Source organism: Nocardioides sp. WG-D5, from assembly GCF_054031175.1.
Genome location: NZ_CM132928.1, coordinates 2,065,603 through 2,088,688, shown reverse-complemented (window position 1 = coordinate 2,088,688; position 23,086 = coordinate 2,065,603). Strand labels below are relative to the sequence as shown.

At 71.4% G+C, this 23,086-nt stretch carries 19 protein-coding genes and 1 riboswitch; of the genes, 13 read left to right on the top strand and 6 right to left on the bottom strand.

The genetic code is table 11. The features are described 5' to 3' along the window. Positions 1 to 110 precede the first annotated feature (110 nt). Positions 111 to 249, top strand: a riboswitch (SAM riboswitch). 11 nt (positions 250 to 260) lie between these two features. Together thrC and ACWZJV_RS10165 are read left to right on the top strand one after the other, a co-directional pair. Then, on the top strand, positions 261 to 1,532 hold the full coding sequence (gene thrC / locus ACWZJV_RS10170; RefSeq protein ID WP_008360838.1) for a threonine synthase: 1,272 nt from the start codon (positions 261 to 263) through the stop codon (positions 1,530 to 1,532). 41 nt (positions 1,533 to 1,573) lie between these two features. Further along, positions 1,574 to 2,485: an SGNH/GDSL hydrolase family protein gene (locus ACWZJV_RS10165; RefSeq protein WP_457181342.1), complete on the top strand. Its 912-nt coding sequence runs from the start codon at positions 1,574 to 1,576 to the stop codon at positions 2,483 to 2,485. A 111-nt stretch (positions 2,486 to 2,596) separates the two neighbouring features. Here ACWZJV_RS10165 and ACWZJV_RS10160 read toward each other — a convergent pair whose 3' ends face one another. From ACWZJV_RS10160 to ACWZJV_RS10135, 6 genes are all read right to left on the bottom strand, one after another. Then, on the bottom strand, positions 2,597 to 4,195 hold the full coding sequence (locus tag ACWZJV_RS10160; protein WP_457181340.1) for an AMP-binding protein: 1,599 nt from the start codon (positions 4,193 to 4,195) through the stop codon (positions 2,597 to 2,599). Positions 4,196 to 4,273: 78 nt separating this feature from the next. Next, the gene (locus ACWZJV_RS10155) at positions 4,274 to 5,842 is read right to left on the bottom strand and encodes an AMP-binding protein (protein ID WP_196872770.1); all 1,569 of its coding nucleotides are present in this window, start codon (positions 5,840 to 5,842) and stop codon (positions 4,274 to 4,276) included. 17 nt (positions 5,843 to 5,859) lie between these two features. Continuing rightward, a complete protein-coding gene (locus ACWZJV_RS10150) occupies positions 5,860 to 7,119 on the bottom strand; it encodes an RNA polymerase sigma factor (protein WP_457181337.1) in 1,260 nt (419 codons plus the stop codon). 7 nt (positions 7,120 to 7,126) lie between these two features. After that, positions 7,127 to 7,465, bottom strand: a complete 339-nt coding sequence (locus ACWZJV_RS10145; protein ID WP_008360842.1) for a YciI family protein — start codon at positions 7,463 to 7,465, stop codon at positions 7,127 to 7,129. Next, positions 7,462 to 7,809, bottom strand: coding sequence for a YciI family protein (locus ACWZJV_RS10140; RefSeq protein WP_457181335.1), 348 nt, complete (start codon positions 7,807 to 7,809; stop codon positions 7,462 to 7,464). Before ACWZJV_RS10140 ends, ACWZJV_RS10145 begins: the two co-directional genes overlap by 4 nt. Beyond that, positions 7,809 to 8,168 carry a YciI family protein gene (locus ACWZJV_RS10135; RefSeq protein ID WP_196872773.1) on the bottom strand — a complete coding sequence of 120 codons (360 nt, stop codon included), beginning with the start codon at positions 8,166 to 8,168 and terminating at the stop codon, positions 7,809 to 7,811. Before ACWZJV_RS10135 ends, ACWZJV_RS10140 begins: the two co-directional genes overlap by 1 nt. Positions 8,169 to 8,380: 212 nt before the next feature. Here ACWZJV_RS10135 and ACWZJV_RS10130 point away from each other — a divergent pair, with 212 nt between their 5' ends. The 11 genes from ACWZJV_RS10130 (at position 8,381) to ACWZJV_RS10080 (ending at position 22,999) form a co-directional block, all read left to right on the top strand. Beyond that, positions 8,381 to 12,220, top strand: a complete 3,840-nt coding sequence (locus ACWZJV_RS10130; RefSeq protein ID WP_457181332.1) for a Pls/PosA family non-ribosomal peptide synthetase — start codon at positions 8,381 to 8,383, stop codon at positions 12,218 to 12,220. Between the two features lie 15 nt (positions 12,221 to 12,235). Further along, the gene (locus tag ACWZJV_RS10125; RefSeq protein ID WP_457181330.1) at positions 12,236 to 13,570 is read left to right on the top strand and encodes a M1 family metallopeptidase; all 1,335 of its coding nucleotides are present in this window, start codon (positions 12,236 to 12,238) and stop codon (positions 13,568 to 13,570) included. Between the two features lie 26 nt (positions 13,571 to 13,596). Further along, the gene (locus ACWZJV_RS10120; RefSeq protein ID WP_457181328.1) at positions 13,597 to 14,130 is read left to right on the top strand and encodes a GNAT family N-acetyltransferase; all 534 of its coding nucleotides are present in this window, start codon (positions 13,597 to 13,599) and stop codon (positions 14,128 to 14,130) included. A 210-nt stretch (positions 14,131 to 14,340) separates the two neighbouring features. Next, entirely contained in the window at positions 14,341 to 15,972 is a 1,632-nt protein-coding gene (gene groL, locus ACWZJV_RS10115) for a chaperonin GroEL (RefSeq protein ID WP_196872777.1), read from the top strand. Between the two features lie 98 nt (positions 15,973 to 16,070). After that, positions 16,071 to 17,105: an alpha/beta hydrolase family protein gene (locus ACWZJV_RS10110; protein ID WP_457181325.1), complete on the top strand. Its 1,035-nt coding sequence runs from the start codon at positions 16,071 to 16,073 to the stop codon at positions 17,103 to 17,105. Between the two features lie 272 nt (positions 17,106 to 17,377). Then, a complete protein-coding gene (locus ACWZJV_RS10105) occupies positions 17,378 to 17,953 on the top strand; it encodes a hypothetical protein (protein ID WP_040755985.1) in 576 nt (191 codons plus the stop codon). After that, complete coding sequence (locus ACWZJV_RS10100; protein WP_457181322.1) at positions 17,950 to 18,498, top strand: nucleotidyltransferase family protein; 549 nt, start codon at positions 17,950 to 17,952, stop codon at positions 18,496 to 18,498. The genes ACWZJV_RS10105 and ACWZJV_RS10100 overlap by 4 nt, the downstream gene beginning before the upstream one ends. 73 nt (positions 18,499 to 18,571) lie before the next feature. Beyond that, positions 18,572 to 19,450: an AAA family ATPase gene (locus tag ACWZJV_RS10095; RefSeq protein ID WP_008360861.1), complete on the top strand. Its 879-nt coding sequence runs from the start codon at positions 18,572 to 18,574 to the stop codon at positions 19,448 to 19,450. Continuing rightward, positions 19,447 to 20,553 carry a vWA domain-containing protein gene (locus tag ACWZJV_RS10090; protein ID WP_457181320.1) on the top strand — a complete coding sequence of 369 codons (1,107 nt, stop codon included), beginning with the start codon at positions 19,447 to 19,449 and terminating at the stop codon, positions 20,551 to 20,553. The genes ACWZJV_RS10095 and ACWZJV_RS10090 overlap by 4 nt, the downstream gene beginning before the upstream one ends. Continuing rightward, entirely contained in the window at positions 20,546 to 21,676 is a 1,131-nt protein-coding gene (locus tag ACWZJV_RS10085; RefSeq protein ID WP_457181318.1) for an XdhC family protein, read from the top strand. Before ACWZJV_RS10090 ends, ACWZJV_RS10085 begins: the two co-directional genes overlap by 8 nt. A gap of 99 nt (positions 21,677 to 21,775) precedes the next feature. Continuing rightward, positions 21,776 to 22,999 (top strand): sigma-54-dependent transcriptional regulator family protein, encoded by a 1,224-nt coding sequence (locus ACWZJV_RS10080; protein ID WP_008360865.1) that lies wholly within the window; start codon positions 21,776 to 21,778, stop codon positions 22,997 to 22,999. Positions 23,000 to 23,086 lie beyond the last annotated feature (87 nt).

Sequence of the window (23,086 nt, the reverse complement as noted above, 5' to 3'; positions counted from 1 at the left end):
CAGCTCGCATGTAGTCCGCGCTGAGCCCGCTTGTCCAGATAGCGGACGGATGGTCCGCGGAGTGGAACCCGAGTGTGTGGGGCGCCGGATACCTGCCGTACGATCGCTACTGCTCATCGAGAGGGACTGAGGGAACGGCCCAGTGAAGTCCCGGCAACCGACCGCGAGCCTCCTCCCGACCACGGGCAGGGCGCGGAGCAGGTGCTAATTCCGGCCCGGCGCGAGAGACGTGATCGGGGAAGATGAGGAGGAGGTTTCTCATGAGCGCTGCGACCACGGAGACGAAGGGCCTGCGCGAGGGTGCTTTCGGCAACGCCTCGGCGCTGTCGTGCCGGGAGTGCGGCAACCAGATCGACCTCGGTCCGCACTACGCCTGTCCGGAGTGTTTCGGGCCACTGGAGGTGGCCTATGACTTCCCGGCCGTGACCCGCGAGGAGATCGAGGCCGGACCCCGCAACATCTGGCGCTACAAGGCGCTGCTGCCGGTGCCCGACGACATCGAGCAGAGCCCCAACACCGAGCCCGGCTTCACCCGGCTCCTGGACGCGAAGAACCTCGCGCGTGAGCTCGGCGTCGAGAAGATCTGGGTGAAGGACGACTCGACCAACCCGACCAACTCGTTCAAGGACCGCGTGGTCGCCTGCGCGCTGAGCGCCGCCCGCGAGCTCGACGCCAAGGTCTTCGCCTGCCCCTCGACCGGCAACCTGGCCAACGCCGTTGCTGCTGCCGGTGCCCGTGCCGGGATCCCCACCGCGGTCTTCATCCCCAGCAACCTCGAGCAGCCCAAGCAGGTCAACTCGGCCGTCTTCACCGACAACCTGATCGCCGTCGACGGCAACTACGACGACGTCAACAAGCTCGCCCAGGAGATCGCCGCGGAAGAGGACGGCTGGGCGTTCGTGAACGTCAACGTACGTCCCTTCTACGCCGAGGGCTCCAAGACCCTCGGCTTCGAGATCGCCGAGCAGCTCGGCTGGCGCCTGCCCGACCAGATCGTCATCCCGGTGGCCTCCGGATCCCAGCTGACCAAGGTCGACAAGGCCTTCAAGGAGCTGATCAAGCTCGGTCTGGTCGAGGAGAAGCCCTACCGGATCTTCGGTGCCCAGGCGACCGGCTGCAACCCGGTCGCGACCGCGTTCAAGGCCGGCGTCGACGCGATCCGCCCGGTCAAGCCCGACACCATCGCCAAGTCGCTGGCCATCGGCAACCCGGCCGACGGCATCTACGTCCTCGACGCCACCCGCTCCTCGGGCGGCGCGGTCGAGGAGGTCACCGACGACGAGATCCGCGCGGCGATCGTGCTCCTGGCCCGCACCGAGGGCATCTTCACCGAGACCGCCGGTGGCACCACCCTCGCGGTCACCAAGAAGCTCGTCGAGACCGGCGCGCTCGACCCGAGTCTGGAGACGGTGATCATCAACACCGGCCACGGCCTCAAGACCCTCGACGCGGTCAGCGGCATCGTCGGCCCCCGCGCCACCATCGCCCCCAACTACGACGCCTTCGAGGAAGCCGGGCTCTCCCAGGCGTAGGTTGGCTTCGCGTTCACACTCGTGCGCTACAGATAAGGGATGTGAGCAGCGCGAAGACGAGTGAAGAGGCCAGGTGGCTCGGTATGGTCGCCGCCACCGCCGGAGTCGCCGGCGCGATCGGCGTGGTCGGGGCGGCGGCCGGTGCCGGGTTCGTGACGTTGCTGAAGAGACAGGCGGCGCACGCGCGCGACGTGATCGGCAAGCCTCTCGGCGAGGAGGCGATCGACGCCGACAAGGTCTACAAGAAGACCTATGGAGGTACGCCGGTTGAGCTCCTGATCCTCGGCGACTCGATCGCCGCCGGACTGGGCGCGGAGACCAGGGGCGGAACCCTCGGCGCCCGGCTGGCCAAGGGCACGGCCAAGGCGCTGCAGCGGCCGGTGCGGCTGCGTACGGCTGCGGTGGTCGGGGCCGAGACCTCGATGGTCCCGGCCCAGCTCGAGTCGCTGCCGGAGAGCTACCGGCCCGACGTCGCGGTGGTCATCGTGGGCGGGAACGACGTCACCCACCGGGTGCCGCAGAAGGACTCCACCCGCGTGCTCGGTGAGGTCATCGACGCGTTGCGCGAGCGCGGCGCCGAGGTGGTCGTCGGAACCTGCCCGGACGTCGGTGCGGTGCGGCCGCTGCCGCAGCCGCTGCGCTCGCTCGGGCGCAGGATCGCCAAGCAGCTGGCCGACGGCCAGCGTGAGACCGCGCTGGCCCGGGGCGCACACGTCGTGTCCCTCTCCGACGTCGTCGGCCCGTTCTTCATCACGAACCCCGACGAGATGTTCGCCATCGACCACTTCCACCCCAGCGCGATGGGCTACAAGCGCACCGCCAAGGCGATGCTGCCCTCCGTCCTGGCCGCCCTCGGCCAGCTCGAGCGGGTCCCGTTCGGCCACCACCTCCCCGAGCTCCCGCCCGAGGCGGAAGAGCCGCCTGCCCCCGACGACCCGGACCGGCAGCCCTGACCCGACGCGTCAGTCCCGAAAAATCGCGCCGAGTCGGCGCAACTGTCCCAAGCAGCTGGGACAGTTGCGCCGACTCGGCGTGTGGTGGCGGGACAGTCGCGCCGGCTCGGGCTACTCGGGGTCGGCCTCGTCCGTACGCTTGCCGCCGGTGCTGAGCAGGTCGGCGGTGAGGCCGGTGGCGGCGCGGTAGTCGACGGTCCCCGCCGGCGTACGCGGCACCGACTCGACCAGCAGGACGAGCTTGGGCTCGTGAGAGTCCCCGAGCACCGATCGGGCGTGCTTGCGCAGGTCGGCGGCGGCGATCTCGGAGCCCGGGGTCAGCTGCACCAGCGCCGCGACCTGCTGGCCCCAGCGCGGGTGGGGCATGCCGAAGACGGCGGCGTCGACGACGTCGTCGTGGGCGAGGAGCACGCCCTCGATCGTCTCCGGGTGGATCTCGAGATCACCGGTCCGCACCAACGTCGCGGCCCGGCCGAGCAGCGTGATCGAGCCGTCCTCCTCGCGACGGGCGAGGTCGCCGGGGAAGGTCCAGCGCCGGTTGTCGATCAGCTTGATCGCGGTGGCCGAGCGGGCGTTGTCCTTGTAGTAGCCGAGCGCGGCCGGGCCGGAGCGGGCCAGCAGCCCCTCGACGCCGGGAGCCGCCGGGGTGAGGTCGGGGTTGAAGACCTCCACCTCCGGGCCCACCATGAACCGCGCCTCACCGGGCGCGAGCGGCGAGCCGTCGTCGGCGCGGGACCCGGTGACGCCGGTCTCCAGGGTGCCGTAGGAGTCGACGATGACCCGGCGGGCGAACGCGTTGCGCAGAACGGCGAGGACGCCGTCGGAGAGCGGTGCCGCGGTGTTGGAGACGCCCGCCAGCGAGTGCAGCGGCCAGCGCTTCTTGCCGACGAGGCGCGCGGCCGCCACCGGCCGCGCCTGGGCGTCGCCGAGGAGGGTGATCGCGGTGGCACCGGACTTCTCGGCGAGGTCGAGGAACGCCTCGGCCGAGAACGACTCGGAGGTGTCGAGCACCGCGGTGCCGCCGGCGACCAGCGCCCGCAGGAGCAGCAGCTGGCTCTGGCCGTGCAGCAGCGGTCCACCGGCGAGCAGGACGACGCCCGAGTCGCGGGCGGCCGCCTCCGCGGCGAGCCCCTCGACCGACGGGATCGGCGCGTTGCGGCGGACGGTGTTCAGCGCCGCCCAGATCAGGTCCTCCTGGCGCCAGACCGCACCCTTCGGGGTGCCGGTGGTGCCGGTGGTGAAGATGATGTGCCAGTCGCCGGGCGTACGTCCGACAGTCGGCCGCTCCTTGGACGCCGCGGCGACCTTGGCGTCGTAGTCCGGGCCGAGGACGACCCGGTGGTCCAGCTTCAGCTCGAGCTCGTCGAGGTCGTCGGTGAACTCGGGGGAGACGATGGCCGCGACGCAGTCGGTGGCGGCGTACGTCCTGGCGAGCTCGTCGCGCCGGTAGGCGTGGTTGATGTTGACCGGGATCGTGCGGGCCTTGAGGCACCCGTAGAGGGCGTCGACCCATTCGATCCGGTTGGTCGCGTGGACGGCGACCTGGGCACCCGGCTCGAGGCCGACGCTCAGCAGGTGGTTGGCCAGGCGCGTGGCACGCTCGTCGATCTCGGCGTACGTGTAGGCGCGCTCGGTGGTGATGACTGCGGTGCGGTCGGGGATCGCATCGGCCATCGCTTCCAGGATGTCGGGCAGTGTGAGGGGGATCACGGCGGACACAGGGCGTATGTGCCTTCCAGTTGATAGAGGGCCGTACGGCACCGAACCGTACGTCGGATCAGCCGGTCGTCACGTACGCGCCTCGAGCAGCTCGGTAGCGACCGTAGCGCTCGCACGATAGTCCACCTTGCTCACGGGCGTGCGGGGGACTCGCTCCACGAGCAGGATGTCCTTGGGCACCTTGTAGGCCGAGATCAGGCTGCGGCAGTGCTCCCGGAGCGCGTCGATCGAGGTCGCGGCGCCCTCACGGAGCTGCACGAGCGCGGTGACCTGCTGGCCCCAGCGCTCGTGCGGCGTGCCGACGACCGCGGTGTCGAAGACGTCCGGGTGACGCAGCAGGACCGCCTCGACCTCCTCCGGGAAGACCTTCTCGCCGCCGGTGTTGATGCAGCCCGAGCCGCGCCCCAGGACGGTGATCGAGCCGTCCTCCTCGCGTCGCGCGAAGTCGCCCGGGATCGACCAGCGCTGCCCGTCGACCTCCTTGAACGTCGCCGCGGTCTTGACCGGGTCGTTGTAGTAGCCCAGCGGGATCGAGCCGGTGCGGGCGAGCATCCCGGTCTCACCCGGCGCGCACGGCTTCAGCTCGGTGTCGAAGACCTGGACGTCCATCCCGACCTGGAACTTCGGCGCGGCCTGTGCGCCGTCCTTGCCCTCGTCGACCTGCATGCCGGTCGCCCCGGACTCCGAGGCACCGTAGGAGTCGAGGATGTAGCGGCCCGGCAGCGCCTCCCGGAGCTGGGCGCGGACGCCTGCGGAGAGCGGCGCGGCGCCGTTCGAGACGGCGAACAGGCTGCTCAGGTCCCACCGCTCCGGCTCGCGCAGGATCGCCTCGGCGACCGGCCGGCCCATGGCGTCGCCGAGGAAGGTGAGCGAGTTGACCCCGGCGGCCTGGACGAGGTCGAGGATCGTCTCGGCCGACCAGGCCGGCTCGGTGTAGAGCGAGACCGTGCAGCCGGCGACATGGCCGTTGCCCATGATCCACTGGCTGCCGCCGTGCATCATCGGGCCGCAGGCCAGCAGCACCATCGGCGTCTCCTGCGCGGCGGCCTCCTCGGCGAGCTGCTCGACGGTGTCGAAGGGCGCTCCGAACCGGCTCGCGTTCAGTGCGGCCCGGATGATGTCCTCCTGGCGCCACACGACGCCCTTCGGCATCCCGGTGGTGCCGCCGGTGTAGATGACGTAGCGGTCGTCGGGGCTGCGCTCGATGTCGGGGCGCTCCTTGGACGCGGCGGCGACCGCGGCGTCGTACTCCTCGCCCAGCACCAGCGTCGGGATCCCGAGCCCGAGCGCGGCGACCGCCTCGACGTGCTCGGGACCGATGATCGCCATCACCGCGTCGGAGTTGCGGTAGAGGTGGTCGAGCTCGTCGTGGAGGTACTTGTGGTTGATGTTGATCGGCACGGCCCGCGCCTTCATGCACCCGTAGAAGGCGTCGACCCACTCGATCCGGTTGCGGGAGTGGACGGCGACGTGGTCGCCCGGCTCGATGCCCTGCGCGATGAGGTGGTTGGCCAGCCGGCTCGCGCGCTCGTCGATCTCGGCGAAGCTGTAGGCGTGTTCCATCGTGAACACGGCGGTGCGGTCGGGGACGGCGTCGGCCATCGCCTCGATGATGTCCGGAAGAGTGATCGGGGTCACAGCACCGAGTGTGGCAACTAGAACGTGTTCTCGTCTACCGGTCGGGATGCAAAACCTTGCAGAGCGTCCCGTCGTCGGGCGAGATCGGCCCGCTCCGGGCCGTGCGCGCAGAGCGCGATCGCCTCCTCGTAGGCCTCGATCGCGTCCCGGTGGCGTCCCGACCGCTCCAGCAGCTGCGCACGTACGGCAGGCAGCCGGTGCCCCGGCAGGGCGACCGAGTCCAGCTCCTTCAGTCCGGCCTCGGCGCCAGAGGCCTCGGCCACCGCGACGGCCCGGTTGAGACGTACGACCGGGGTGTCGCGCAGCGTGAGCAGCTCGTCGTAGCGCTCGACGATGCGGTCCCACGCGGTCGCCTCGGAGCTGGGCGCGACCGCGTGCTCCGCGGCGATCAGCGCCTGGAGCAGATAGGGCGCCGGTGCCGCATGGGCGAGCGGGGTGAGGATCGCGAGCGCCTCGGCGATCTCCTCCAGGCGCCAGGCGGTCCGGTCCTGGTCGGGGAGCAGCACCAGGCCCCCGTCGGGCCCGAGCCGCGCGTCCCGGCGCGAGTGCTGCAGGAGCATCAGGGCGAGCAGAGCGTCGACCTCCGGGTCCGGCGCCGGGAGCACCGCCCGCAGCACGCGGACCAGCCGGATCGCCTCGCCGGCCAGGTCGCTGCGTACGACGTCGGGGCCGGTGCCGGGCGCATAGCCCGCCGTGAACGCGAGATAGGCGACCTCGGCGACGATGCCGACCCGTTCCCGCAGGTCGGCGAGGTCCGTGGGTACCTCGAAGGAGGCGCCCGCGAGCCGCTTGCGTGCCCGGGTCAGCCGCGCCGCCATGGTCGCCCTCGACTGGAGGAACAGCCGCCCGATGTCCTCGGTGGAGACGCCGAGGACCAGCCGGAGGGTCAGCGCCGCGGCCGCCTCACGAGACAGCGTCGGGTGGGCGCAGAGCAGCACCAGCCGCAGCCGGTCGTCGGTGACCGCCTCGCCGCCGGCCTCGGCCGGCACCGTGGCCATCACCTGCTGGGCCTCCTGGGTGAGCCCGGCGTCGACCACGAGCAACGGCATCTTGCGAGCCAGCACCTCCTCCGAGCGCATCCGGTCGACGATCCGCCGGCGAGCGGTCGTGAGCAGCCAGGCGGGGCCGTTGTCCGGCTCGCCGTCGACCGGCCAGCGCGCGGCGGCCGCTTCGAAGGCGTCGGCGAGGCCTTCCTCGGCCAGGTCGAGACGGCGGAACTGCGCGACGAGCAGGGCCAGCAGGCGGCCCCACTCGTCGCGCAGCAGCGTCTCCAGCATCGCGTGGCTAGTCCGTCGCCCGGATCTCGATCGCCGACTCGACCGTGGCGAGCAGCCGGCAGCACTCGGCCAGGTCGTCGCGGTCCTCGGACTCCACGACGTAGAGCCCGGCCAGGTGCTCTGCCGTCTCGGTGTACGGCCCGTCGGTGATCCCGGAGGACCGTACGGTCACGGCCGTCGACGGAACGGCGAGCGCGGCGCCGTAGCCCTTCAGGACGGTGTGGCCGCGCTCGGCGAGCAGCGCCGCGAACTTCTCGTGCACGGCGAACAGCGCATCCTTCTCCGCCTCCGTCTTGGCCTGCCACTCGGCCTCGACGTTGGGGATGAGCAGGTAGTAGCGGGTCATCGGATCTGCACTCCCTGGGTGGGCCGGATCTCGACGGCGAAGTACTTCGGCAGCAGCTTCGCCAGGGCCACGGCGTCGTCGATCGAGGGCACGTCGATCACGTAGTAGCCGCCCAGCTGCTCGACCGACTCCGCGAACGGGCCCTCGGTCACGGCGCCGTCCTCGTGGACGGTCCGCGCCGTGGTGGCGGGCTGGAGGGCGTCGCCGTCGATCAGCTCGCCGCGCTCGGCGACCGCCTTCGCGAAGGCACCGAAGTCGGCGTACGCGGCCTGCTTCTGCTCCTCGGCGAGGGCGTCCCAGCGGGCGTGGTGGTCGGGGCCGCCGAGAAGGAGGAGATACCTCATCACATCTCCCCGTGCTCGACGATCTCGCGGACCTCGAGCGCCGTCTCGAGCTCGGCGAGCACCTTGCAGCACTCGAGCATGTCGGCGACGTCGTCGGTCTCGATCGTGTAGAAGCCGGTCACGTGCTCGACGGTCTCGGCGTACGGGCCGTCGGTGATCACCACCTCGCCGCCCTGCTTGCGCAGCGTCTTGGCCTTGCTGGAGTGGTGGAGCTCGGCGCCGCCGGTGACCTTGTGGCCGCGCTCGGCGAGCAGCTTGGCGAACTTGCCGTGCACCTCGTACCCGGCGGCCTTCTCCTCCGGCGTCGACTCGGCCCAGAAGGCCTCGTTCGTCGGCAGCAGCACCATGTATCTGGTCATCGTGGGTTCCCCTTCTCGTCTCGGTGTGAGTCTGTCACCGGGGATGACGGGTGGGACAAGGCCAAATCGACACCGAGAAGGACGGAAGATGTATGGCATCCGTTCAACTGACCCCGGAAGGCTCCGCGTGTGAGCGAGCGTCAGCGAGTGAACCATCCAAGCCTCACGCGACCGCGTCCGTATGATGGCGCTTGCGCTACGGACGTGGTCGCGTGAACGATCCCCTGCTGCGAGGCGATCTCGCGCCTGAGCCCCGGACTCTCGTCGACATCTTCCGGGCCACCGCTGCCCAGGTGCCCGACGAGCCGGCCGTCGAGGCGGGCAACGGCCTGCTGACGTACGCGGAGCTCGAGGAGGCCGCCGACGGGCTGGCCGCCGAGCTGAACGCTGCCGGGATCGGGCCCGGGGACAAGGTCGGGCTGCGGATCGCGAGCGGGACCACCGACCTGTACGTGGCGATCCTCGGCATCCTCTGCGCGGGAGCCGCCTACGTGCCGGTCGACGCCGACGACCCCGAGGAGCGGGCGCGGCTGGTCTTCGGTGAGGCGCAGGTCGCGGCGGTCGTGACGAACGACCTGCGGGTCACCACGACGGCCGGGCCCCGGGAGGCCCGCGAGCCGGAGGAGCCGTCGACCGGCGACGACGCCTGGGTGATCTTCACCTCCGGGTCGACCGGTACGCCGAAGGGGGTCGCGGTCACCCACCGCAACGCCGCCGCGTTCGTCGACGCCGAGTCGCGCCTCTTCCTCCAGGACGCCCCGATCGGGGTCGGCGACCGGGTGATGGCCGGCCTCTCGGTCGCCTTCGACGCGAGCTGCGAGGAGATCTGGCTGGCCTGGCGCTACGGCGCCTGCCTGGTCCCGGCGCCGCGGGCGCTGGTGCGCTCCGGGGTCGATGTCGGCCCGTGGCTGGTCGCCAACCAGATCACGATCGTCTCGACGGTGCCGACGCTGGTCGCGCTGTGGCCGCCGTCCTCGCTCGACCGGGTCCGGCTGCTGATCACCGGCGGCGAGGCGATCCCGCCTGAGCTCGCCGCGCGTCTGGTCACGCCCGACCGGGAGGTGTGGAACACCTACGGCCCGACCGAGGCGACGGTGGTCGCCTGTGGCGCCCGCCTGAGCGCGGAGGGGCCGGTGCGGATCGGTCTCCCGCTCGACGGCTGGGACCTCGCCGTCGTCGACCCGGCGACCGGTATCCCGGTCCCCGAGGGTGAGACCGGCGAGCTGATCATCGGCGGCGTCGGCCTGGCGCGCTACCTGGACGCGGCCAAGGACGCCGAGAAGTACGCACCGATGCCCACCCTCGGTTGGGAGCGCGCCTACCGATCGGGCGACCTGGTCGTCAACGACCCCGCCGGGCTGCTCTTCGGCGGTCGCGCCGACGACCAGATCAAGCTCGGTGGCCGGCGGATCGAGCTCGGCGAGATCGACAGCGCCCTGCTGCAGCTCGACGGTGTCGTCGGGGCTGCGGCCGCGGTGCGGAAGAGCACGGCCGGCAACAGCCTCCTGGTCGGCTACGTCACGGTCGACGAGACCTTCGACCAGGCCGCCTCCGTCGCGAGGCTGCGGGCCGACATGCCGGCGGCCCTGGTGCCGCGGCTGGCCGTGGTCGACAGCCTCCCGACGCGTACCAGCGGGAAGGTCGACCGCGACGCGCTCCCATGGCCGCTGGCGTCCACGGCGGGCGCGGGGGAGGGGCTGAGCGACACCGAGGCCTGGCTGGCCGGGCTGTGGAACGACGTGCTCGGTGCCGAGGTCTCCGGGCCGAAGGCGGACTTCTTCGACCTCGGCGGCGGCAGCCTGACCGCGGCCCAGATCGTCAGCCTGATCCGGGAGCGCTTCCCGGAGGTCGCGCTCGGTGACGTCTACGACCGGCCGAGCCTGGGCGCGCTGGCCGCCTATGTCGACGAGCTGGGCAGCTCCGCCACGGTCTCCGAGCGCGAGGTGCCGGCGGTACGTCTCGAGACCCAGGTCGCGCAGGTGGTCGCCACGATCCTGCTGCGCTGCCTGGCCGCGCCTCGCTGGCTGACCTGGATCGCGCTCGGGACGACGCTCGCGCAGCCGTGGGCGCCCTGGCTGCCCTCGCTCAGCTGGTGGGTCCTCGTCCCGGCCGCCCTCGCCTTCCTGACCCCGCCCGGACGGATGCTCCTCGCCGCGGGTGCGGCGCGGCTGATCCTGCGCGGCGTACGTCCCGGGCAGCACCCGCGCGGCGGCACGGTCCATCTGCGGCTCTGGCTGGCCACGCACGCCGTCGACGAGCTCGGGGCGCACGGACTGGCCGGGGCGCCGTGGATGCTCTGGTACGCCCGGCTGCTCGGCGTGCGGATGGGCAAGAACGTCGACCTGCACAGCCTGCCGCCGGTCACCGGCATGCTCACGCTCGGCAAGGGCTGCTCGATCGAGCAGGAGGTCGACCTCTCCGGTCACTGGATCGAGGGCGACGTGCTCCATCTCGGCGAGGTGTCGGTGGGCGATCGGGCCCGGGTGGGGGCGCGGTCGACGCTGCTGCCCGGCGCCCGGGTCGGTGACGACGCCGAGGTCGGACCCGGCTCGGCGGTCTTCGGCACGGTGCCGGTGGGCGAGTTCTGGTCGGGTTCGCCGGCCGTCCGCGCCGCCCGCGAGGCGCGTGGGCCCTGGCAGCCGCCGCAGGCACGGGCCCGGGTCTGGATGCTCCTCTACGGCATCGCCGCGGCCGTGCTCGCCCTGCTCCCCGCGGTCGCCATCGCCGTCGGCATCCTCGTCGGCGTCGCCCTGGCCGGCGTGCCCGGCTCCTACGCCGACATCGGACCGCTGCTCGCCTGGAGCCCGGTCGCGGTGGTGGCCGGCTTCGTCACCCTGGCCACCCTGATCTGGGCGGTGGTGCGCCTCGCCGGTCTGGCGATCCGTCCCGGCGTACATCCCGTACGCAGCCTGGCCGGTGTCGCGGTCTGGTCGACGATGCAGGTGCTCGACGAGGCGCGCACCTGGCTCTTCCCGCTCTACTCCTCGACACTGACGCCGCTGTGGCTGCGGGCGCTCGGCGCCAGGATCGGCAAGCACGTCGAGGCGTCGACGGTGCTGATGATCCCCGGGCTGACCCAGGTCAACGACCAGAGCTTCCTCGCCGACGACACCCTGATCGGTGGCTACGAGCTCGGTGGCGGCTGGCTGCGGGTCGAGCGGGTGAAGATCGGCAAGCGTGCCTTCGTCGGCAACTCGGGCATGGCGGCGCCCGGCCGCAAGGTCCCGAAGGCCTCCCTGGTCGCCGTGCTCAGCGCGGCTCCCCGTCGCAAGCGCGCGCAGAAGGGTGAGAGCTGGCTCGGCTCGCCACCCGCGCCGCTGCGCCGCGCGGCCGGCGAGGCCGACTCGGGACGTACCTATGACCCACCGGCACGCCTGAAGGTCGCCCGGGCGCTCGTCGAGCTGGCCCGGCTGGTGCCGCAGACGCTCGCGGCGCTGCTCTACGCCGGGGTGGCCTACGCCCTGATCGTGATCTGGGAGGCGACCGACCTGCTCGTTGCGGCCCTGGTCACCGGACCGGTGCTCGCGGCCGCCGGAGCGGTCGCGGCCGGCATCACCGTGGTGGCGAAGTGGCTGCTCGTGGGCAGGATCCGGGCCGGCTCGCACCCGCTGTGGAGCTGGTTCGTGTGGGCCAACGAGCTGGCCGACACCTTCGTCGAGGTGCTCGCCGCGCCCTGGTTCACCGGTGCCGTGTCGGGCACCCCGGTGCTCAACCTGTGGTTCCGTGCGCTCGGGGCGCGGATCGGCCGCGGTGTGTGGATCGAGACCCACTGGCTCCCCGAGACCGACCTGGTCGAGCTCGGCGACGGCGCCACCGTCAACGCCGGCACCGTCGTGCAGACCCATCTCTTCCACGACCGTGTGCTGGCCCTCGACACGGTCACGCTCAGGAGAGGCGCGACGCTCGGCCCCAACTCGGTGATCCTGCCCGCCGCCGCCATCGGCCGGCACGCGGTCGTCGGCCCGGTCTCGCTGGTGATGCGCGGGGAGAGCCTCCCGGACAAGACGCTGTGGATCGGCAACCCGATCGGTCCCTGGGACCAGGCCGGCTGAGCGGGTGCCCCTACGATGACCGCCGTGCCGAAGCTCCCCACCGCCGACCCTTACCTCCCGGGACACGGGGACCCGTCGTGGAGCGCGACCCACTACGACCTCGACCTCACCTACGACCTGGTCGGCAACCGGCTCACGGGCACAGCCACGATCCGCGCCGTCGCGGTCGACGACATCAACCGCGTCGTCCTCGACCTCGCCTACCTGCGTGTGCAGAAGGTGGCGATCGACGGCCGTCCGCCGGCCAAGTGGAGCCACCGCGACCACCGTCTGGTCCTGAACCTCCGCTCGAGGGTCGCGGCGGGCGAGGAGTTCGTGATCACGGTCAGGTACTCCGGCAAGCCCCGCCCGGTGGTGCTGCCACACCACGGCGACGCCGGCTGGGAGGAGCTCGACGACGGTGTCATCGTCGCCGGTCAGCCGCATGGTGCGCCCACCTGGTTCCCGTGCAACGACCGGCCCTCCGACAAGGCCCGCTACGCGATCAGCGTGACCACGGCGCCCGGCTATGCGGTCGTCTCCAACGGCGAGCTGACCTCCCGCGTACGCCGCGGCAGCGGGGAGACCTGGCGCTACTGGGAGGCCGAGCCGATGGCGACCTATCTCGCCACGGTGCAGATCGGCCGCTACCGGGTCATCGACATCGCGCCCACCGAAGGGCCGGGCGGTCGGGTGCCGATCCGGGCTGCGTACCCGGTCGACGCCGGCGCCGGGTTCGAGGCCTCCTTCGGGCGGCAGCGGGAGATGATGGCCTACTTCACCTCCGTCTTCGGGCCCTATCCGTTCGCCTCCTACTCCGTCGTGGTCACCGACGACGAGCTCGAGATCCCCCTCGAGTCGCAGTCGCTGTCGACCTTCGGGCGCAACCACCTCACCGGCGAGTGGTCGGAGGTACGCCTCGTCGCCCACGAGCTCGCCCACCAGTGGTTCGGCAACGCGGTGACGCTGCGCGAGTGGCGCGACATCTGGCTGCACGAGGGCTTCGCCTGCTACAGCGAGTGGCTGTGGTCGGACGCCTCCGGAGGGCGCGCGTGCGGCGAGCACGCGCGCCACCACCACCGCCGGCTGGCCGCGCTGCCGCAGGACCTGGTCCTCGCCGACCCCGGGTCCGCGGACATGTTCGACGACCGGGTCTACAAGCGCGGAGCGCTCACCCTGCACGCGCTGCGGCGCACGGTCGGGGACGACTCCTTCTTCCGGATCCTGCGCACCTGGGTCGCCCGGCACGGCGGCGGCTCGGTCACCACCGCCGACTTCGAGGCGCTCGCGGCCGAGGTCTGCGGCCGCGACCTCACCCCGCTCTTCGACGCCTGGCTGCGGCGGTCCGCGCTGCCGGACCTGCCCGCCTGATTGTCGCGCTGTCGTATCTTGGGCCCGTGCCCGAGCTGACCTTCCGTGACGCCACCTTTTCCGACGTGGAAGCCCTGGTCGGGCTGATCGAGTCGGCCTACCGCGGCGATGCCTCCCGCGCCGGCTGGACCACCGAGGCCGACCTGCTCGCCGGCCAGCGCACCGACCCGGAGGGCGTACGCGAGGTCATCACCGCGCCGGGCTCCCGGCTCCTGGTCGCCGAACCGGCCGCCGCGCGGTCGGGGGAGATCGTCGCCTGCTGCCAGCTGCAGAAGCGCGAGGCGTACGTCTACTTCGGCATGTTCTCCGTCGCGCCGAGCCTGCAGGGCGCCGGTGTCGGCAAGGCCGTGATGGCCGAGGCCGAGCGGATCGCGATCGAGTGGGGCGCCGAGGAGATCCGGATGACGGTGATCCGGCAGCGCGAGGACCTGATCGCGTTCTACGAGCGGCGGGGGTTCCGGCGTACGGGGCGCTTCGAGCCGTTCCCCTACGGCGACGAGCGCTTCGGCGTGCCGCTGCGCGACGACCTCGAGTTCGCGGAGCTCGCGAAGTCTCTCTGACCGTCGCCGCCCCGATCTTCTTGCACTCGCAGGGGCCGAGTGCTAAACATGAGGCTGGCACTCTTACCATGAGAGTGACAACAACCGGACCGGTGACGTTGAGGCGTCGCGAGCGGCAGGGAAGGGTTCTGCCGGGAGTGGCGTCGTCCGTCGCGGGCAACCCATCGGACCGGATCCAACGAACTTCCCAAGTGAAGGATCGCAGGAGCAATGCCGAAGCTCATCGCTTTCAACGAGGAGGCCCGTCGGGGTCTGGAGAAGGGTCTCAACACCCTCGCCGACGCCGTCAAGGTCACCCTCGGTCCCAAGGGCCGCAACGTCGTGCTCGAGAAGAAGTGGGGCGCCCCCACGATCACCAACGATGGTGTGTCCATCGCCAAGGAGATCGAGCTCGAGGACCCCTACGAGAAGATCGGTGCCGAGCTGGTCAAGGAGGTCGCGAAGAAGACCGACGACGTCGCCGGTGACGGCACGACGACCGCGACCGTTCTCGCCCAGGCGCTGGTCCGCGAGGGCCTGCGCAACGTCGCCGCGGGTGCCAACCCGGCCGGCCTGAAGCGCGGCATCGAGGCGGCTGTCGACGCCGTCTCCGAGCAGCTGCTCGCCCAGGCCAAGGACATCGAGACCAAGGAGCAGATCGCTGCTACCGCCTCGATCTCGGCCGCTGACACCACCGTCGGCGAGATCATCGCCGAGGCGATGGACAAGGTCGGCAAGGAAGGCGTCATCACCGTCGAGGAGTCGAACACCTTCGGGCTCGACCTCGAGCTGACCGAGGGTATGCGCTTCGACAAGGGCTACATCTCGGCCTACTTCGTGACCGACCCGGAGCGTATGGAGACCGTCCTCGACGACCCGTACATCCTGATCGTCAACTCGAAGATCTCCAGCGTCAAGGACCTGATCCCCGTCCTGGAGAAGGTCATGCAGACCGGCAAGCCGCTGGTCATCCTGGCCGAGGACGTCGACGGCGAGGCTCTCTCGACGCTGGTCGTCAACAAGATCAAGGGCACCTTCAAGTCCGTCGCCGTCAAGGCCCCGGGCTTCGGTGACCGCCGCAAGGCCATGCTGCAGGACATCGCGATCCTCACCGGTGGCCAGGTCATCTCCGAGGAGGTCGGCCTCTCCCTGGAGACCGCCGGCATCGAGCTGCTCGGCCAGGCCCGCAAGGTCGTCATCACCAAGGACGAGACCACCATCGTCGAGGGTTCGGGCGACCAGGGTCAGATCGAGGGCCGGGTCAACCAGATCCGCGCCGAGATCGAGAAGTCGGACTCCGACTACGACCGCGAGAAGCTGCAGGAGCGCCTCGCCAAGCTGGCCGGCGGCGTGGCCGTCATCAAGGTCGGCGCGGCCACCGAGGTCGAGCTCAAGGAGCGCAAGCACCGCATCGAGGACGCCGTCCGCAACGCGAAGGCTGCTGTCGAGGAGGGCATCCTCCCCGGTGGTGGTGTCGCGCTGATTCAGGCCGCGACCACCGCGTTCGAGAAGCTCGAGCTCGAGGGCGACGAGGCCACCGGTGCCTCGATCGTCAAGGCCGCCATCTCGGCGCCGCTGAAGCAGATCGCCATCAACGCCGGCCTCGAGGGCGGCGTCGTGGCGGAGAAGGTCGCCGGTCTTCCGGTCGGCCAGGGCCTCAACGCGGCCACGGGCGAGTACGTCGACCTGCTCCAGGCCGGCATCATCGACCCCGCCAAGGTGACCCGCTCCGCGCTGCAGAACGCCGCGTCGATCGCCGCGCTGTTCCTCACCACCGAGGCCGTCGTGGCCGACAAGCCGGAGAAGGCCGCCGCTGGCGACCCGACCGGTGGCATGGGTGACATGGGCGGTATGGGCTTCTGAGCCTCTTCCGCTAGAGCACACGTAGGTGCCCCCGCCGACCGGCGGGGGCACCTGTTCGTTTTCCCAGGGCCGTGGAGGTCAGGGCTACCCTCGACGGCATGGGCCTGAAGGCGGCGTCGGCGCTGGCGATCTCGGCCATGCTCCTCGCCGGCTGCGGCGGTGAGCCGGCCGCCGCGCCGTCCCGGACAGCGGCGCCGTCGGCGCCAGCGCCGGCCTCGTCGGCCGCACCCTCCCCGAGCCCGTCGGAGACGCTGCCCCCGGTGACCGACAAGGTCTCGCTCCCGCAGCTGATGCGCGAGGAGTTCCCGGGCGGCGAGGTGAAGGTGCTGCGGGAGTCGGGCAGCACGGACGCCTACCGACGCTTCGAGGTCAGCTACCCGAGCGGGCCGCTGACGATCACCGGGGTGCTCCTCCGGCCGCGCGGCGAGGGACCCTTCCCCGGCGTGGTCCTCGCCCACGGCCACATCGACACCGACATCTACGTCACCGGACAGGGTCTGAGGCGCGAGCAGGACCGGCTGGCCCGGGAGGGCTACGTCGTCCTGCACACCGACTACCGCGGCCACGCCGGATCCTCGCCCATCCCCGAAGGGACCGAAGAGGACGAGAGCCGCCTCGGCTACACCCGCGACACCATCAACGCCGTCCAGGCGATGAAGAGGCTTCCGTACGTCGACCCCGACCGCACCGCGCTGCTCGGCCGCTCCATGGGCGGGGCCGTGGTGATGAACGCGCTGGTCGCCCAGCCCGGCCTGGTGCGTGCTGGGGTGACGTACGCGTCGGTCTCCTCGGACATCGTCGACAACATCAACCGGTGGGCGGTGCCGTCGCGGCCCGAGGAGGTGGCCCGGCTCTACCGGCAGCACGGGGACCCGGAGCGGGAGCCGGAGTTCTGGGCGGGTCTTTCGGCCCGGACGTACTTCGACCGCATCGAGGTCCCGGTCCAGATGCATCACGGGACCGACGACGAGTCCTGCCCGATCCGGTGGGCCTACACGACGAGGGACCTGATGGAGAGCGCGGGCGTACGTCAGCGGCTGTGGGTCTACGAAGGCGAGCAGCATGCCTTCGGGCCGCAGTGGGACCTCTCGATGAGGCGGGTGATCGGGTTCCTCGATCGTCATCTGGGATGACCTGATCAGACGGAGCAGAGGGGTCCAGCGGTCCCATCCTTTTGGGGACTTTCGACACTGTCTCGACAACAGCTCGGTAACGCAACATGGGTGCTCCACACAGTGGCCGACTGCGGGGAAGCGTCTGGATCTGGGGGGCTTTGAAGCCCAAGGAAGTGTCCGGGTGAAGTTCTGCAGCGGCGGGCGGGGTCAGGGTCTTCGAGACCAGGGCCCCGCCTGCGTGTGTCAACCGGGTCCATGGATGACACCCAGCGGTGAGGCATGATGGCGGCATGAGTGTGGACGTCGGACCGAAGACCGGGATGCAGCCGCCGCGGTCACCATGGCGCTGGCTCGCGGCCGTCATCGCCGTCGCGGTCGTGCTCGTCGCCGTCGTCGCCTCCTTCGGCCTCCTCGGCTCCGACGACACCGCCGAGGACCCGGACGCCAAGCCACCCTCGCCGACCGCGACCGTCACCGAGACCGCGCCGGTCCCGTCGGCCTCCGCCCCGGCAGGCGGCGCGGGGACGACCGAGCTGACCGTCGTCGCCGACGCCGCCCGCTGCCTCCCGCCCACGTCGAAGTGGCTCTCCCAGAATGCCGCGCTGGCCTTCGAGGGCACCGCGGAGAGCGTGAGCGAGAGCGAGGCCGTGCTGAAGGTCAAGACCTGGATGTACGCCGACGGCTTCGGCGGCACCGACACCGTCCGGATCGTCCTGCCCGCGCCGAGCACGATCCCGATGCCCGAGTTCGAGAAGGGCAAGAACTACCTGGTCGCGGCCCAGGGCGACGCAGAGGTCATCGGCTGCGGCTACAGCGACGTCAAGAGCCCGAAGCTGCAGAAGCTCTACACCGCCGCGTTCAAGTGATCTCCGGGCTCCTCCTGGCCGCCGGCGCCGGGCGCCGGATGGGCAAGCCGAAGGCGCTCGTCGACGACTGGCTGGTCCGCTCGATCGGGGTCCTGCGCGAGGGCGGCTGCGACGACGTGCTCGTCGTGCTCGGGGCATCCGCCGAGGAGGCTCGGGCGCTGCTCCCGGCCGACCAACGGGTCGTCGTCGCCGAGGACTGGGACGAGGGCATGGGGGCCTCGCTGCGGGTCGGGCTGGAGGCTCTCGGGACGGACGTAGAGGCTGCCGTAGTTCATCTGGTCGACCTGCCCGACGTGGGTGCCGACGTGGTCGCCCGGGTGGTCTCGACAAGCTCGACCACCGGCACGGCCTCGTCGGCCGGGCTGGCGCGGGCCGCCTACCACGGGGTTCCCGGTCATCCGGTGCTGATCGGGCGCGACCACTGGGACGGGGTCATCGAGGCAGCCGTGGGAGACCAGGGCGCCCGGGGCTATCTCGAGGCTCATGACGTACACCTGGTGGAGTGCGGCGACCTGGCCGGCGGGGCCGACGTCGACCGCCGCTGACCGGCGACTCGTCCCTACCCTCGTAAGAGGTCGTCCAACCCTCAGCCAACGCTTCGCGTTCTAGGCTCAGGTCATGGACCTGACGCCCCGGGAGATCGCCGACCGCCTGGCGGCGACGGGATACCTGGCCGACCCGGAGCTGGCGACGGTGACGTTCCTCGCGCTCAGGATGCAGCGTCCGCTGCTGCTCGAGGGTGAACCCGGCACCGGCAAGACGGCGCTCGCCGAGGCCGTCGCCGAGGCGCTGGACCTGCCGCTTGTACGGCTGCAGTGCTACGAGGGGATCGACGCCACCCAGGCGCTCTACGACTGGGACTTCGCCCGTCAGATCCTGCACCTGCGCGCCCTCGAGGCGGCCGGTGGTGCGGGCGAGGTGGAGGAGGCCGAGAAGTCGCTCTACGACGAGCGGTTCCTGCTGGCCCGTCCGGTGCTGGCGGCGCTGCGGCAGTCACCGTCGGTGTTGCTCGTCGACGAGGTCGACCGGGCCGACGACGAGTTCGAGGCGTTCCTGCTCGAGGTGCTGTCCACCTACCAGGTGACGATCCCCGAGTTCGGGACGGTCGCCGCGGCGGTTCCTCCGGTCGTCGTGCTCACCTCCAACCGCACCCGCGAGCTCCACGACGCCCTCAAGCGCCGCTGCCTCTACCACTGGATCGACCACCCGGGCCTGGACCGCGAGATCGAGATCGTACGCAGCCGAGCCCCCGAGGTCGCCGAGGAGCTCGCCCGTCAGGTGGTCACGGTGGTCCAGCAGCTGCGCGGCGCCGAGGGTGCGAACGCCCTGCTCAAGCCTCCGGGCGTCGCCGAGACCCTCGACTGGGCCCGCGCCCTGCACCACCTCGGCACGACCGAGATGAACCTGGAGAGCGCCGCCGCCACGCTCGGCGCGCTCGTCAAGCACCGCGAGGACGCCGATCGCGTCCGAGCCGCGCTGGATCGGCTGCTGACGTGACCGTAGAACACGACGGCCCCGAGATCCTGCTCGGCTTCACCCGGGCACTCCGCGCGGCCGGGGTGCAGGTGACCCAGGACCGCGCCCACGGCTTCCTGCAGGCGACCGCGATCGTCGGCGCCGGCGACCCGGTCGCCACCTATACCGCCGGGAGGGCGACGCTGTGCGCCGGCCCCGACGACCTGCGCCGCTACGACCAGGTCTTCGAGGCCTGGTTCGGGCCGACGGCGACGCTGCCGAGACCACAGGGGCCGCCGCGTACCGTGTCGGTCACCTCCAGCCTCCCCGAGACCGAGCCGCAGGACGGCGAGGAGGCGGGGGAGGGGGAGAGCGACGCCATCCGGGCCCGCGCCAGCGAGATCGAGACCCTGCGACACCGCGACGTCGCGGACCTCGACCCGGCCGAGCAGGAGCGGGTGGCCGCGCTGATCGCCCGGCTCCGCCCACGGGCACCGCGAAGAAGGACACCACGGCAGGAGCAGTGGCGGCGGGGCCGAGTCGACGCCCACCGCACCCTGCGGGCCAGTCTGCGACACCTCGGCGAGCCGGCGGGGATCCACTACCGCAGGCGCGGCGAGCGGCCGCGCCGCGTCGTGTGGCTGATCGACGTGTCCGGGTCGATGAGCTCCTACGCCGACGTGCTGCTGCGGGTCGCCCACCGGGTGACCTCGACGACCGGGAGCGGCGCGGTGTTCACGATGGGCACCAGGCTCACCAACGTCACCCGCGCGCTGCGCCACCGCGACCCCGACCGGGCGCTCGTCGCGGCCGGCGAGACGGTGCCCGACTGGTCCGGCGGCACCCGGCTCGGCGACAACCTGCAGGCGTTCCTGCAGCGACATCAGGGACTGGCCCGAGGCGCGGTGGTGGTCATCGCGAGCGACGGCTGGGAGCGCGGCGACCCCGCGCTCCTCCAGGAGCAGACGGCGAGGCTGCACCGCCTCGCCCATCGCGTGGTGTGGGTCAACCCACACCGTGGCAAGGTTGGATATGAGCCGCTGCAGCGAGGCATCGTCGCGGTGCTTCCGCACGTGGACGACTTCGTCGCCGGACATTCGCTGGCGACGTACGAGGATCTGGTGGAGGTGATCGCGCGTGCGTGACGTGCTCGACGATCTGATGAAGTGGTGGGACGCCGGCGAGACCGTGGCGGTGGCCACCGTGGTCGCGACGTTCCAGTCGGCGCCCAGGCCGCCGGGCGCCTCGATGCTCGTCGGTCCTGACGACGCCGCGGTCGGCTCGGTCTCCGGCGGCTGCGTCGAGGGCGCCGTCTACGAGGTCGCCCGCGAGGTCGCCGAGTCCGGCGTCCCGGAGCTCCACCGCTACGGCGTCTCCGACGACGACGCGTTCGCGGTCGGCCTGACCTGCGGCGGCATCCTCGACGTCTTCGTCGAGAAGGTGTCGAAGGAGACCTTCCCGGAGCTCGGCGAGCTCGCCGAGGACGTACGCAGCGGCACCCCCGTCGCCCTCGCGACCGTCATCGAGCATCCCGACCCCGAGATCCTCGGGCGCCGCGTCCTGATCCGCCCCGAAGGAGTCAAGGGATCCCTGGGGAGCGCGAGGATGGACGACGCCGTCCACGACGACGCGCTCGGGCTCCTGGCCCACGGCACCAACCAGACGCTCTCCTACGGAATCGACGGCGAGCGCCGCGGCGAGGGCATGCGCGTCTTCGTGTGGTCCTTCGCGCCCAAGCCCCGGATGCTCGTCTTCGGCGCGATCGACTTCGCCGCCGCGGTGGCCAGGGTGGGAGCCTTCCTCGGCTACCACGTGACCGTCTGCGACGCCCGGCCGGTCTTCGCCACCAACTCCCGTTTTCCCGAGGCCGACGAGGTCGTCGTCGACTGGCCCCACCGCTTCCTGACCCAGGAGGTCGAGGCCGGCCGCATCGACCGGCGCACCGTGATCGCCGTCCTCACCCACGACCCGAAGTTCGACGTACCTCTCCTCGAGGTCGCGCTCCGCCTCCCCGACATCGCCTACGTCGGTGCGATGGGTTCGCGCCGCACCCACGACGACCGCCTCGCTCGGCTCCAGGAGGCCGGCCTCACCGAGGAGGAGATCGCCCGGCTGAGCAGCCCGATCGGCCTCGATCTCGGCGCCCGTACGCCGGAGGAGACCGCCATCTCCATCGCCGCCGAGATCATCGCGGGCCGTTGGGGCGGCTCCGGCGAGCGCCTCGCCACGACGCAGGGCCGGATCCATCAGGACGTGGAGTACCGCTGACGTTCATCAGGTACCACTGAGGGGATCGTGAGGTACGTCACAGGGTGCTACCTTGGGCAGGACCGAGCCTCGAGAGGCCGGACTCCGAAGGGGGATCTGATGGTCCGTAGCGATCTGCAGGAGCGTCGCATCAGCGCGGCGCGGGCGTGGACCGCCTTTGTGGAGAGCGGCGACGCCGCCGAGGACTTCGTGCGACCGGAGATCCTGACCAGCTGGACGCGCTCGGCGACGGCCATCAAGCCCGACGTGCGCGAGGCGCCGCTGGCGGACGAGGACGAGACCCGGGAGATGTGGCGCGGGTCGCCGCTCCAGGTGGCCGTCGAACGGGTCGAGGAGGAGCTGCGGTGCACCGCCGACGACGGCGACCTGGTCATCGCCGTCACCGACCCCGACACCCGGGTGCTGTGGACCTACGGCGGCCGGGTGATGCGCCACAAGGCGGAGTCGGTCAATTTCGTGCCGGGCGGCCGCTGGGACGACGAGAGCGCCGGCACCAACGCGCTCGACCTCGCCAACCGCACCAACTCCCCGTCGATGGTCTTCGGTCCCGAGCACTATGCCGAGGTCGTGCACAACTGGGTCTGCTGGGCCGCGCCGCTCCACGACCCGGTCACCGGCACGCACCTCGGCGTCCTCGACCTCTCCACCACCTGGGACCGCACGCACCCGATCGGGATGGCCACGGCCCGGGTGATGGCGCGCCTCATCGAGGGCGCGCTGCCGAAGATCCCGACCCCGCGGGCGGACGAGGCGATCGCCGAGCCCGGCCTGGTGCTGACCCTGCTGGGCACCGCGGAGACCTGGCTCGATGGGCAGCGGCTGCTGCTCAACCGCCGCCAGACCGAGATCCTCGCCCTGCTCGCGCTCCACCCCGAGGGCCTCTCGCTGGAGCGGCTGCACGCGATGGTCTACGGCGACCAGGCGGTCACCTTCTCCACGCTCAAGGCCGAGGTCTCCCACCTGCGCCATGCTCTCGGCGGCCAGGTCGCCTCCAGGCCCTACCGTCTGCTGATGCCGGTCGCGACCGACGTCGATCAGGTGCTCACGCTGATCCGGCACGGCCGGGTGGCCGCCGCGGTGGAGGCGTACGGCGGTGATCTCCTGCCCGGCACCAACAGCCCGGCGCTGGCCGAGATGGCCGAGTACGTCGCGGTCGCTCTGCGCGAGGCGCTGATCGCCGACCCGCAGCCGGATGCGGTGCTGCGCTACAGCGAGCTGGCTCCGTACGACACCGAGGTGGTCGACGTCTGTCTGCGGCGCCTCGGCGGCAGTGCTCACCCCGCGTTGCCCCTGCTCAGGGCACGTTTGGCTGCCAGCCGCTGACCAAGAAGAGGTAACCGGCAGCAGCAGCCAACCGGAGCCCAACCCTGCGCGTCCTACTGTGATCTGGCCCACACAGTGACGTCTGGC